Annotated in this window: 15 protein-coding genes; 1 reads left to right on the top strand and 14 read right to left on the bottom strand. The window is 27.0% G+C overall.

Annotated features, from left to right (window positions below):
• Window positions 1-141 precede the first annotated feature (141 nt).
• The 12 genes from QP548_RS06250 to QP548_RS06305 all read right to left on the bottom strand — a co-directional run bounded on the left by QP548_RS06250 (window position 142) and on the right by QP548_RS06305 (window position 10,709).
• Window positions 142-504, bottom strand: coding sequence for an HNH endonuclease (locus QP548_RS06250; RefSeq protein ID WP_284905041.1), 363 nt, complete (start codon window positions 502-504; stop codon window positions 142-144).
• A 5-nt stretch (window positions 505-509) separates the two neighbouring features.
• Window positions 510-968: a hypothetical protein gene (locus tag QP548_RS06255; RefSeq protein WP_284905043.1), complete on the bottom strand. Its 459-nt coding sequence runs from the start codon at window positions 966-968 to the stop codon at window positions 510-512.
• Between the two features lie 2 nt (window positions 969-970).
• Window positions 971-1,195 (bottom strand): hypothetical protein, encoded by a 225-nt coding sequence (locus QP548_RS06260; protein ID WP_284905044.1) that lies wholly within the window; start codon window positions 1,193-1,195, stop codon window positions 971-973.
• Between the two features lie 48 nt (window positions 1,196-1,243).
• The gene (locus QP548_RS06265; RefSeq protein WP_284905045.1) at window positions 1,244-1,990 is read right to left on the bottom strand and encodes a GIY-YIG nuclease family protein; all 747 of its coding nucleotides are present in this window, start codon (window positions 1,988-1,990) and stop codon (window positions 1,244-1,246) included.
• Between the two features lie 521 nt (window positions 1,991-2,511).
• Window positions 2,512-2,838: a hypothetical protein gene (locus QP548_RS06270; RefSeq protein ID WP_284905046.1), complete on the bottom strand. Its 327-nt coding sequence runs from the start codon at window positions 2,836-2,838 to the stop codon at window positions 2,512-2,514.
• A 783-nt stretch (window positions 2,839-3,621) separates the two neighbouring features.
• Window positions 3,622-4,914, bottom strand: coding sequence for a hypothetical protein (locus QP548_RS06275; RefSeq protein WP_284905047.1), 1,293 nt, complete (start codon window positions 4,912-4,914; stop codon window positions 3,622-3,624).
• Between the two features lie 20 nt (window positions 4,915-4,934).
• The gene (locus tag QP548_RS06280; protein WP_284905048.1) at window positions 4,935-5,129 is read right to left on the bottom strand and encodes a hypothetical protein; all 195 of its coding nucleotides are present in this window, start codon (window positions 5,127-5,129) and stop codon (window positions 4,935-4,937) included.
• A gap of 326 nt (window positions 5,130-5,455) precedes the next feature.
• A complete protein-coding gene (locus tag QP548_RS06285) occupies window positions 5,456-8,617 on the bottom strand; it encodes an RNA dependent RNA polymerase (protein ID WP_284905049.1) in 3,162 nt (1,053 codons plus the stop codon).
• Window positions 8,618-8,776: 159 nt separating this feature from the next.
• Window positions 8,777-8,974, bottom strand: a complete 198-nt coding sequence (locus QP548_RS06290) for a hypothetical protein (protein WP_284905050.1) — start codon at window positions 8,972-8,974, stop codon at window positions 8,777-8,779.
• 432 nt (window positions 8,975-9,406) lie between these two features.
• A complete protein-coding gene (locus QP548_RS06295) occupies window positions 9,407-9,589 on the bottom strand; it encodes a hypothetical protein (RefSeq protein ID WP_284905051.1) in 183 nt (60 codons plus the stop codon).
• A 2-nt stretch (window positions 9,590-9,591) separates the two neighbouring features.
• Window positions 9,592-9,879, bottom strand: coding sequence for a hypothetical protein (locus QP548_RS06300; RefSeq protein ID WP_284905052.1), 288 nt, complete (start codon window positions 9,877-9,879; stop codon window positions 9,592-9,594).
• Window positions 9,880-9,923: 44 nt separating this feature from the next.
• Complete coding sequence (locus QP548_RS06305; protein ID WP_284905053.1) at window positions 9,924-10,709, bottom strand: HNH endonuclease; 786 nt, start codon at window positions 10,707-10,709, stop codon at window positions 9,924-9,926.
• 245 nt (window positions 10,710-10,954) lie between these two features.
• On the opposite strand from QP548_RS06305, the gene QP548_RS06310 reads away from it, so the two are divergent.
• Window positions 10,955-11,125 carry a hypothetical protein gene (locus QP548_RS06310; protein ID WP_284905054.1) on the top strand — a complete coding sequence of 57 codons (171 nt, stop codon included), beginning with the start codon at window positions 10,955-10,957 and terminating at the stop codon, window positions 11,123-11,125.
• A 71-nt stretch (window positions 11,126-11,196) separates the two neighbouring features.
• Here QP548_RS06310 and QP548_RS06315 read toward each other — a convergent pair whose 3' ends face one another.
• Window positions 11,197-13,554, bottom strand: coding sequence for a hypothetical protein (locus tag QP548_RS06315; RefSeq protein ID WP_284905055.1), 2,358 nt, complete (start codon window positions 13,552-13,554; stop codon window positions 11,197-11,199).
• Entirely contained in the window at window positions 13,551-13,751 is a 201-nt protein-coding gene (locus tag QP548_RS06320) for a hypothetical protein (RefSeq protein WP_284905056.1), read from the bottom strand. The genes QP548_RS06315 and QP548_RS06320 overlap by 4 nt, the downstream gene beginning before the upstream one ends.
• Window positions 13,752-13,753 lie beyond the last annotated feature (2 nt).

Genomic DNA, 13,753 nt, shown 5'->3' on the forward strand with positions numbered 1-13,753 from the left:
TCACCACCTTTAATTTTCATAAAATTTTTCATTTAGGGAATTTTTTTCGAGAAAGGGAGGGCGTCGTCCTTAGAAGACTTTTAAATTTTTCCTACATATGTATAGGGGGGATTAAAATTTTTTTAACATAATAAAAGAGTCCTACTTTCTCTTATTGTTATAGTAGAACTCTTCTTTATCTTTATTATTTAATTCAAAATCTAATATAGAACTTGACGAAAGCCTTAAGTTGCAATCCTTACAAAGCATAACCACATTGTTTTCAAATAATTCAAACTCTGGATACTCACTCCTAGCTAGCAAATGATGACCTTCCAATTTATCATCTACTATCTGTCCATATTTACTAAGACACCTAAGACAATACGGTTGTTGTTCCAAGATTCTTTTCCTCAGCTTAATCCAATTATACTTAGAATAGAACCCATCATCTATCTTCTTCCCAATCTTTCTGCACTTATGTGATTTATCAACTATACCACATCTAGGACAAATCTTCTTCATAATAATTATTCCTCATCACAATCTATGTTAGGAACATTCTTAAGCACTATCATATAGAAATCATTATCTAACTCTCTAGTACGTATATAATTGCATTCCATTAATCCTAACGTATCATCGATAAAATCATAAAAGTTATTATAGACAAGAACATAGTAACTATCTTCTGTTAGTTCATCATAATATAGTTTTGCATAGATATTATTCCCTTCATAATGGTGAATCTCACAACTCTCACATATATGTTTTGTCTCTTCCATATTAGCTAACTCTTTCTTTATACAATCATATCTCTCAATGAATATTCCCTTTTCATCAGCCTTACAGTTATAACCATATTTATTCTCTAATGTGTTAACTATATCTGCTTTCTGTCTTCTATCTAGATTAAATCCTATTTCTTCCCAATAAATATAGAATAGTTTATCATTACTCTCGATTAAAACATCCTTAATATAATCCATTGCTAATTTACCTCCATACCCACTTTCTCTCTAAATTCTCTAAATATCTTTTCTGCCTCAGCTTGTATTCTTTCATTCTCTTTTTCTATTTCTTCACATCTAATTCTTAATTCTTCATTTAATTTTTTAGTTTCTTCATTAAGCTTCTTATTTTCTTTTATTAGCTTTCTATGTTGTCTTTCTATATCACTTGTTTTAGCCTTCTTATTTCTTATAATAATTCCCACAAACCATCACTCCTAAATATTTTATTTTTAATACAAAAAAGAGTAGGATTAAACCCACTCAATCATATTTTCTACATCTAAATTTAACATTCCAAAAACTTCTTTTTCTTTTTCAGTTAATTGTCTATACATTACTTCTTCTTTATTTTCATTTAGAAGTTCTGCTTTTGTATTATTTAATAGATAGCTTTCTAATTTTTTTAATTCTTCTTCTTCAGCAAGCAACTCAACTAAATTTTTATATACAATGCATTTGAAATCTTTACTTGCAACAAAATCTCTAGTTGCAGGAACATTTCCACTTAGATGTGCAATAGATCTTGTATATATATTCTTTGTTTGTCCAATATATTTAATTTCACTTTCTTTGTTAACTAAAAAATATACAAATAGTCCTTTATATTTATTTAAGAAATTTTCCTTATATTTATTTGTATTTTCTTTATTTTCTCTTTGGTATTTTTTTTGGTATTCTCTTTGATATTCATTTTGTTTATCTTTATTCTCTTTAATCCATTTCCTATTATCCTCTTTTTTTGTTTTAGCAGCACACTGCCTACAATATTTCTTATTGCTTTTTTGTGCGCTAACTAAACTATTACAGCCATTACTTTTACATTTAACCCAAGTTTTACCTGTATAAAACCCTAACTTGTTCAAAAACTCATTTAAAGTAACTTTCTTAGAATCTGTGAACTTTCCGTCCTTATAATCTTCTAGAATATTAGACTTTATTTCTCCTATTATTCCTATCTTAGTTTCTTTGTTTTTAATACTTTCTTTAACCATTCTCATAATAATATCTCTCCCTATAATTTAATATTTTTGTGAAGGCTTTTTGTATCTCAGATGCCTTAACTGAGTAGCCTTAATTTTAAGACTAATTCTATATTAAATTTTAGAGACTATATTACTATATAAGCTTTATAATCTTTAAAGCAGACACACAGATTACAATTAACAAAACAAACAAAAATATAAATAAATAAAACAAAGGAGGAAGAACATATGTGTTTTGCATATCTGCTTTAAAGATTATAAAAAAATGAGAGAGAAAAATTAGCTAAACTCTCTCTCAGAAATCAAGGAGTGTCGGTTTTTCAGGAGACAGATTACCGAAAACTGTCATTTAGGAATTATTATGATTACATTACACAAAATAGGTATAATGTATTAATTAACAACAAATTTTTCTTTTGTTATTAATTTTCACCATAACCGGCATAAGTGAGCGGTTTAGCGAACATGCCGTTAATATTAAAACAAATAAAAAGAACCTAGTAAATTAATACTAAGTCTTTTATAAGGCTATCTATTTAGCATAATTTTAAAATATCTTTAAAATCATTAATAAATTTTTTTACATCAATATAATCATCTTCATTCAACTCTTTTAATGACTTACTTCTACAATATGAATAACAATCTAAAAACTCATCTATATTTTTTGAATTTTCATGATCATATATTTTTAACAAACAACTAAACATCATCATATATGGCTCTACTTCTATAGTATCAGCTGTAATTAATCCTCCGAATTTTTTTGAACCTTCTATTTTATCAAGATTTAAAGCTAAATGAATGCAATGTTCTATTCTGACAGCCTCCCAATGAATTTGCTCATCTTTAATCTTTTCCATAATATACATCCTCCTAATAATAAAATCTTTACACCTATTTAATTCTATTATTAGCAAAATATTCCTTCTAATTATTTTATTATTTATAATTTGTTTATATTTAATATAGTTGCAACAAAATTTAATCTAATGTAATATTATTTAATATATTTTATATAAAATATAATTAAGTTTAATAAAATGTAAGTTAATTTAATGTATTTTAATTAATTATCTTCTAAACAATATAAGTCCCCCTTCTCACCTTTCTAACGAAAGGACGCCCCAAGGGCTTGACATTGGCTACGCCAAAAGTTCCATTACAATTAAATACCTATAAATTTACTCTTAAATACTCACTAATTCTCTTATTTACTAACTCATACAACTATATAATACCTAATAAAATTATCCTTTTATAATATAAAACTTAATATCTGAATAGTGCCCAGTTAGTGTCACTCAATACCGTTATACCACATAAAAGATATACTAGGCTCTACGAGGTTATAGTCGAGCTAAAGCTCTCCTCCAAAACCACTTTAAAATCCCTTTCATTCCATTACAGGGATTTATAAACTGGATTTTGGGAATATCAACCATTATTTTTTAGAAGAAGAAAATACCCCCTTTTTATAGGAACTATTTAAATAATAAATAATTCAAAAAATAGGGGGGTAAAAGTTATTATTCTATTATTTTTACAATCTTACCTATTAAAAAGTTGGCACTTTAAAGTGTATATAATATATATATTATTATTTATTATAGCATTTTAAAGTGCCAACTTTTGATTATTATTTTTTAAAATTCAAATAACTCATCTAATTCTAAATCATCAATAAATTTATTTGTCTTTTTTCTCATATCAATACTATCTTTATAATTAAAGTAATCATATGAGTCAACAGCATCTCTGTTATCAAACATATCTTCTATATAGCTTATTTCTTTTGCAATATCATCTTGTCTCATTGCTAATTTATTTCTTTCTCTTTCTATGATTGTGATTTCACTATATTTTTTCATCATTAATTCATATTTTTTCTTTTTATTTTCTTTATATTTTTCAATTATTTTTTCATCTAATTTTAAATCATATTTTATTAAATCTATAAGAACCTCAGTTAATCTTTTTTCGTTACTTTCTTCTTCATCTATACCGAAAACCTTACTCATTTTATCCTTTGATTTATTATTAAGTGAAACTCTTTTTTCTTCTATATATTTCATTTCTATATCTATAGCAGCCGATCCATAAATTATTTCATACACTCCAAACCAATACACCCAGCTTTCAGGTAACTTTTCTTTAACTTTAGTAGTAAATTCTTTATATTTTCCACTACCTGCTAAAAATAAAGATCTAAAATCTTTAATACCTAAACTTTCTAATGATTTCTTTTGTGCATCTAAAATCATACTTACTTCATCATCATTTGCAAGTCTATATATATCTATAGTTTCACCATCTCTATTAACTTTCTCACATATTTGCCACTTTTCTTCATATTTTATAACACTTCTATTTTGTAGATTTCTTAAAGCCCTATTAATTATCTTTTTGAATTCTGCTCTAGATGTATTATAGAAATAATGAACAGCACTTAATTTCATGTTTAATATTTCAGCTAATTCTGATTTTCTATTGTTAGCAACAGTATATGTATTATTAACCAATCCTAATATATTGATCAATTTTGAAAAGGATAACAAAACTTTTTTATCTTTATTTTTATTATTAGCTATGTACTCTACTAATATATCCGCTATTTCTTCTACATACACATTATTGTTTCCATTTAATCTAGCATCAATTTTAGGTAATGGATTTTCATATATTTCATCAACTACAAATTTATTACCTTCCTTATGATATACACAATATCTTTCTAAATCTTCCAGTTGTAACTTTTTAGATTTACCACTTGCAACCTTTATACCTAATAAACCACACAATTCTTTATAATTTTTAATAACCTTACCTACTTCTAAATTTTCAATTCTCATTTCCCTTTTCTCCTTTTTAAAACCTAAATTTTCTAATTCCTTTTCATTAATTATTAATTCTAATTCCTTGTTATTAACCATATCCATTCTCAACCATCCTTATTTATTTATTTGTTATTTCTTCTTATATTACATGCTAAAGTTAACACTTCTCTAAACTTAGCATCATCTACAAAACCATAAACTTTTTTTCCTTCATTGCGACTATCATCAAATGTATAAAAATCTCTATGCAATAGCCATGATAATCCAATAGCCATATTTTTACTATCAATAATATAATATCTACTTTTCTCTCTCATAATATCAAACCTACCTTTTCATATAATTGAGTTATCGAATCGACAAGCTTGTCGATAACCTCTCACCTTCATAGTGAAGGAGACAAATTGACTTTAATTCTTCTTTAGCAAAGTCAAATAAGACGATGCTATCTACCTATTTTAATGAAGGGGGTGGACAAAAATGTCCGTCACCTCAGGTTACATCTAAATTTTATTTAACGTCGGCATTTTTGCCTTCGTCATTTAACAAAGTTTTAAGAAGGATGTTACACTCTGCAACTCCTTTTTTATTAAGAGGGGCGGTGAAATGACGCTACCCCTCGTGTTTTACGACCCCTTTATTTTTAAGATACTAAAAATAAAGTTGCACTTTTCTTAGCATCTACTCTATCTAGAACTTTTAAAATTCCTTCTGTTTTCTTTAAAGCTGATAAATCTTGATCTCTATAGAAGAACCCTATCTTTTCTCCATCTTTATTGTTTAAAATAAGTTGTTCATCTCCTTTATATTCTTCAACTCCTATTAATACCTCATCAGCCATCTTATCTTTATCTGTGTATTGAATTCTTGCCTTCTGGCTTACTTGTTTTACTTTTAATTTATAATTTTTATCTTGTGTTTTACCATCAGCCGCTAATACACCAGTATGCTTACTATATCTCTTGAATAAGAAATTTATATCTCCATTCTCATCTTCTTTATAGATAGTATATTCTCTAGTTTTGCTAGTTATAGCTTTTTCTAAAGTATCAAACATTACATCTATTGTAAATTTACTTGAACATTCTGTTTTTATAATAGCATAAGCTAATTCTTCTATTTTGTAGATTTCTTCTAATTCTTTCTCTCTTTGTATAGCATAGATATCTAAAAATGATAATCTACGATTTTTTTCTTTTTTGTCTTTTTCATATTCACGACTTATTTTTTGTCTTTCCGCTTGATAAATCTTATAAAATTCAAAGAATTCTTCATAACACTTATTATTTTCTACAGCTATGTCTTTTAAAATTCTATAAAGTCTGCTTTTAGAATTATCTGTGCCTTTATGACATTCAATTATTGGTGTTATTAGTTCATCTTGAACTTTATATGCTAGTTTGTTAAGTGCTGTATCTCTTAATTTAGAACATTGTCTTTTATCAATTCTATTTTTATTCTCATAATTCTTACTCCATTTTGCGTAATACATAAAGATTGGATATTTCTTTATTTCGTTTCTCTCTAAGAAATCATCAACTACTTTCATATCTTCCTTCGCAGGAGTAATCAAAGTTTTTTGACTATCGATTGCAATCTGTGACACTTTTAAGGTGTGATAAGAGTACGGCATAAATCTATAGAATCTCATTTTTATATGCTCTCTTATTTCTTCTTCACTAAAAGAAGCTACATCTATAATCTTTCCTCTTTTTATCTCATGTTCTAAATAGCTTTCAAAAACTTCTCCAATCTTCTTATTTAACGCAAAGAATTCTTCTTGCAATTTCTTAAACTCATCTTTTTTATTATCATTATTTCTAATCAAGTTCATTTTATCTTTTAGCTTGTCTGATTTAAGTAAATACTCTCTTAATTTATAATGTTTTTCTACCTTGCAATTTTCTTCTTTTTTAAATTTCTCTCTCCAAGCTTCTTTTATATCCATGTATGTCTTTGAGATTTTATGTTCTTTACCATCTCTTACTTCATATACAAAATATTCTAATCGCTGACAGAAATTACTTATAAGTGTGCTTGTATTTGCAACAGAGCCGATAAAATTACCAGAACTTTTTACTACAGCTTCATACATATTCTCTCTTGTGTATTCAAGTTCTTTCTTATCACCATCATTTTCATTTAAAAAGTTTATTCCATCTTTTGGATCAATTACAGCATTATATAGGATGTTGTTATTGCAAATAAAGAAAATATCTCCGTCTAGGTCAGCTCCTGAAGACAACATAAGGAAGTTATCTGCTTGATTTATAAACAATAATTCTTTTGTATGATTTCCAAAATACCTATCTAATAAATCAGTTTTAACAAGTTTTATCTTATGAACTTCTGAGAAAGAAGCAAGTGGGTTACGGCTAGAAACTCTTTTACCTTCTTCACCTGCTACATAGAACTCATTTATACCTAATTCTCTATTTTCCTCAAATTTTCTATTCATAATCCACTTTAGATAAGCTATCGGATCGCCAAATCCAGTCTTATAATTCCCTTTAACCAAGAATTTTCCTCCAGCGAGCTGATGTGCGGATTTTGAAAGCATATTATTAATAACGTCTTCTACACAATATGTACTACTAAATCTCTCATCGATTTGTAATAGTCGAGTAACTTTTGTACTTGCACTTAACTCTTCTTGTTCTTCTCTGGCTATATCTTTTAAATATAATCTTATAGCATCAATATCTTTTTCTCCACGACCTACAACTCTCTTATAAGAATTTAATGTTTCTTTAGCTAGTTGTTCAATATCCTTTAGAGTTAAGGCTAAGTTGCAAATAAGCTGATAATTAGTAAGAGAATATTCTTTAATTTCTTTTTTATTTACTCTCGATATATATATTCCCTCTAAAGTTTTTCTATAAGGTGAATATATATCTTTACTAATTTCTTCTTCAATAGCTTTATTTAAAGAACCAAATTCTTTTACTTCATCTTCCCAAAGCTTTAACCATTTTACCTGTGTTTCATTTAAAATCAAGTCTGCTTTTGAAATATTAACTTCTTTTCCAAACACATCTTTAGTTATAAAATCACCTTTTTTATCTTTCCAGAAATAATTCTTATCTGCCATATATTCAAATTCTTCAAAAAACTTTTGGAAGTCTGCTTTAACAACTATTCCTTTTGCAGCAATTCCGTTATAAAGTCTAAATTGTGCAAAATCTACCTCATAATCTAAGTTTAATTCTTTTTGGATTATTTTTGAAAATCCTTCACTCATAAATCCACATCCATCATATGCGGTATGCTCTAGTGTCTCTTGATTAGCTTTTAATTCTATTCCATTTAGTTTAAAATAATTAGCTGTATAGTTATATTTAATTTCTGGTAATACAACTATATTAGGCTTGTAATTTATAAATGTACTTGAAGATAATGCTAGTCCAGTTCTAGCTGTAACATCTTTTGCAATACATATTTCTTTCCCACTAAATTTTCTTAACTTATCTAAACTAATTAATTTTTCAAATAACTCAATGAATTCTGCATCTTCTTCAGCAATAAACATGTAACTACATTTACCTAACTCTTTATCTTCATTTTTTTGCAATGAAGGTGATGTTAATAAAGGTAAAAATAATTTATCTTCTATTACTAATCCCTCATTTAATGTTTTTAGTGCTTTTTCTTCATCGTCTGGTAACATTACTTTTATAATATTTTTTAATTCTAAATTACCTTCTAATTCTATTCCTTTGTATATGCAATAAAGCCTAAATAAAATATTTTCATCCATCTTTATTTCCATATTTTTTGACATATCCTTGATAACAAATTTAACCATAATAATTCCTCCTAAATTCCCTATATCTTTTTTATTTTTATATTCAGTTTTCACAATAACGGAGCGGTTAGCGAACGGTTAGTAAGCCCGCTCCATATATCTCTTATAATATCAATTTTAACTCTATTTTCTTAATGAATTACTGTGAATTTTTAAGTTCTAATTTATTTCCCTACATTTTACCCACTCAGTTAACTTAATCCTTTCTTTTTCATTTAAGTTCCTTTTCAAACTACCATTTATAAATTGGTATAAACTTGGCTTATGTATCTTTAAAGTATCTGCCAACTTACTAACACTCATGAAATACATATCCCTCATCTTTTGTAATTGTTCTCTTAATTGATTTTCTGTCATTTCCTCACTTCCTTTCTTATTTATTTGATTATGATATCATTGTCTAAAAAAAAATATATAAAATAACTATTTATCTCCATTATAACAAAAATTGATATAGTCCGTACACCCTAGTAATACCAATGGTTTGAAGAGTTTTACAAAACTCTAATCGCTTAAAATGCCTATTTTCTAACTTCTTCACTTATAGTTTTTTTTGGTTCTCGTAAAGAACCACGGAATATTTAATCAAAACTCTTCTGAATATTGCTTTTATTGGGTCTACCTATACCACAATAAGACAACCTGCTGAACCGTTGATATCAGTGGGTTTAAAGGGGGTGTCTAAAAAAATCCCCTTGTTTTTGGGCTTATTTTGACACATTTTTAAACAATAAGCCATACAAATTTAAATCCCCGTTAGAACTTTTTTCTATATAAGTCAATTCTTTCTTATCTATAATATTCTTTATATATCTCTTCTATATTTGCTTTATAGCTATAATTTAACTCTATATCTTTTTCTCTTAACTCTGCTTCTAAAATCTCAATATCAAAATGCTTGTCTGCTAAATCATCTCTCTTAGTTCTAGTGTATTTTTCAACTACCCAATCTTTCATAACTACTATACCCATCTTTATACCTCCAAAACTGTACTAACAAATCCTAAATGTCCAAATTTAGAAAACTGTTTGACATACATTTTAATTTCTTTATCTGTTTTAAGCTGATTTGATAATCTCTTAGCTTGTGATTCTTCTATCTCGCCTAAAATATAACCATGAGCCTTCTCCATTATTCTTGCTAGCGCCTCATGGTTGTCCTTAAAAAGATTAAGATTAACCTCTAATTGTCTTAAAACCTTCTCATTTTTCATATTCTCTCTAACCGCATCTGTATTTTTTTCAAATCTCCATAATCTCATTTTTATACCCTCATTTCATTTATATATTTTTTATAATTTTATATTTAAAATCTACATGAATTTATAAAAGCAATTTCTTTCTTAGATAAGATTGAACTATCTTTTATGTTTATAACTGGTAACTCTTTTATTCTTAATATTTTATAGTAAGCATAAAAATAATGAATTGAACAAGGTAGCAATATGCCTTTATATAATTTTATATTACTTATAGTTCCACATCTCTTATATCTCTCTAATATATCCTTTACTTTCTTTTGTTCTGGATGTATAGTCCTTTCAAATGTATTTTCAAAGTTTTCACAAATAAATATCTTATCTGCTCTAATAAACTCTTTATTATTTTTATTATAATTAAGCACTTCATCACTCAATATTAACTGATCTCGTTCTTCTGTAATAAGATTTTCCCCTTTAATCACTTCTATCTCTTCTATAATTCTCTCAATTACTTTCCTTCTTAGTTTATCCCATTTAATTTCCGTATAATTAGTAAGCCACTGATTTATCTTTTCTCTAGCAAAGTTTTTAGAAAAAGGCTTCCAATTTGATGTTATTTTCTTAAACTCCTTATATTCTACTTCTGTCATCATTCCTTTTTCAGCATTACATAAACTACATGCTATTCTCCAATTTGAAGGTGCATCTATTCCTCCTCTAGCAACTGGTACAGCATGATCAACAGTTTTCTCAGCCCATTTCTTAATTGTCTTTCCACAAAATTGACAAGTATTATTTCTGTATTTTTTGAAAGCTATTTTTTCTAAACTTAACTCCTTTTTATTTTCTGTGTTTAAATTGATATTGTTATAAACTAAATTCCCTCTCATTTTTTACTCTCTCCCTTTTATACTCATTTTAATTTTTTAATTTTATACTTATTTACTTCTTTAGTTCTTTAGTAAGATTACTTAACTTTAATTTGCAAATTTGTTTTTATTTACCTTACAAATATATATTATCAAAAAGGTGTACACCTGTCAACACCTTTTCTAAATATTTATTCACTTTTTTTCACTTTTATTTTCTAAGTGCATATGATATAATAAAGGTGTACATTTAAGGAGGAGTTTTAATGGCAATAAAAGACACTAAAACTAGATTTATGGTTACAATACTAAAGAAAAATAAGGAAAAGCTTGATTATCTTTGTGAGAAGGAAAAAAGAACAACTTCTTCGCAAATAGAAATGATATTAGAAGATTATTTTGAAAGAAACAATATTAAGCTTCCAGATGAAGAATAAAATTTTAAGGGTTAGTTAATTCTAGCCCTTATTTTTTATGAAAACAAAAAAGAGAGTGTATTAACTCTCTTTTATTTATATTTATTATAAGGTAGTTTAGTTATAAAACTAGCATATCCTCCTGAATAATAAATTAAATTTAAGCTATGAAATCTCTTCATATCTCTAAGATCCTCATACTCAAAATCATCAAGTTTAGATTTAAAATGATTAAAGTCATCCTCTAAACAACCTCTTAATAGCATATATGAACTATTGCTGGCTTCTAAAGTATCAAATATGCTTTCTAATTGTCTGATATATTGGGTGCTAAAAATAAACTTACATGCAAATTTACGACTTTGAGGTAATATATATTCTAATGATTTTAAACATGTTGGAGCTTGAAATACTTCATCAACTAAAACATTAACTCTATTAGGCTTTTCAACCTTCATACCTCTTAATTGACTTGCTAACCATATTTTGCTTATCCAATATGTTATTAATATGTTTTTAGCCATTTTTGTTGGAAAATCTCCTTCTTTCATTTTTATTAAAAGAATCTTTCCCTCATTCATAACATCAACTAAATTTATATTATTGTCTAAAGGTTTATTATACATATATTTTAATTTAAAATCTTCTCTTAACATCCCCATTCTATCCAATATATGTTCTATCTTACTAGAATAAGTTCCAATTACTTGCGACAATACACCTTCAGCTTCTTCTTTTTTACTTACTTTTGAATATTCATTTAGTTCGTTTATAGTAGTTATTTCTTCTTCTAAATAATTTTTTAATTCATCGCTTAAACCATCAATATAAGCTAATCTTTTATCAAATCGCTCTAAACATTCAACAACATTTTTAACACTATTGTAACCTTGTACAAAAACTACATTGGCAGCAGCATTTAAAAATCTTCTCATTCTACTGCTTAATGGATCACCAACACTTACTGCATCAATCAAACTCATAATCTGCTGAGATTGTAAGTTAGCAAGTTTCATTTTTTCAAATGAACTCATTTCTTTAGTTATTCTAATTTCATTATACCCTAGACCTTGTATAGTGTCTTCACTAGCCATATCTAATTCAATAATTTTATTTTTATCCACATAGCTTTTTATTGTTTCACTAAGCTCACAGTTTTTTATAAAATCCAACACTATAACACACTCATTTGTATTACAACAATCTTTAGCATAGTTTCCCATAAAAGTAGTTTTACCTCCGCCTTGCCCTCCAATCTCTACTAATGGTAAATTGCCTATATTGTAATCATCCTCTAAATAAGCAGAGACTGTAGTTCCCTTGTAAGTAGATTCACCTAGACATTTAGCCCCCTCTCTTAATTGATTTGGCATTGGATTTTCGTTTACTTTAATATGGTTGATTCCTAATTGAGTTAGCAATAATCTACCCGGTGTTTGAATAAAATTTTGACACTCATCAGTACTTACAGTGTTTATTTCAGTTCCAATATTATAATCCTCTATATTTATAGTATTGTTATGCTTTTTATATACTAATTGATTATCTCCATCTAATACTCTATAAGCTTGTGCTGTACTTATAGCATTATTATATTCTCTAGTTTTATCATCACTTTTACTACAGATAGCTATTTGAGTATTTATAATCTGCAATTCTTTTTTCTTCTTAGTTTCTGAACTTAATTCCTTATTTGTTTCAAGAGCAGTAGCTAAAACTTCAGCAAAACTTTGCTTATTAGCTTGTCTTTTCACGCCAGAATAATCACTAATAACATTACTAATAGTATCTAAAGATTCAACTAGAATATTTAAAAACTTTTTTATTATATATCCTGCACTTTTCTTATCTCTTTCAAGTGGTTTTTTAGATTTAAATAATTCTATGGCTTTATCATATCTAGCTTGCCATCCAAATTGAGTACAAGGTATAAAATTATACAGGACAGAAACCCTGTCCCCTTCCTGCATAATTTCTATAACACTTAGAATTTGATTTAATGGCTCATTGGTTTTCTTATCTACACTTATAGAAAGTGCATCATCTTTCTTATATGTTAATTCAAAAATAGTTGAATCTTTTGAAATCGGATTTATTGACTCTACTTCTTCTATAGTAGATTTATTCCATATTTCTCTAAGTTTTTCTATTAAAGTAGTTTTAAATACTTGTGGAATTATAAAATAAAAATTAGCATTCTTATCTACAATATCTATCATGTATGAGATTTTAAAATTAGTTTCTAACCATATTTTCTTTTGTTCTCTTCTTATACGTTCATTAAGTCCCTTATAGCTTAAAGCTATAGCTTTTGCTATGTTAGTTGTATTATAGTTTCTAGTGCTTTTATGAGGTGTAATTTTAATGTATATATACTTAGGTTTAACAAGTTCAAAATACTTATCTATACTTATACTAGTATCTTTCTTCTTAAATATATTTTTAATCATTTTGATATAGCTCCAGACATTGCTTGAATAACTGCATATATGATAGTACTAAAAGTTGTCCATTTAGCTCCATTTCTAAAACCACTTACATATGCAAAGTGACCACCAACAGCAATAACTAAGCATATCCAATAACCAAAATTAGCCAAACCATGTAATGCAAAACTAGTTAAACTATAAAACATAGATTCAAACATAA

It is taken from the genome of Clostridium sp. UMB9555A, assembly GCF_030222355.1.
GTDB classification, from domain to species: Bacteria; Bacillota; Clostridia; order Clostridiales; family Clostridiaceae; genus Sarcina; species Sarcina perfringens.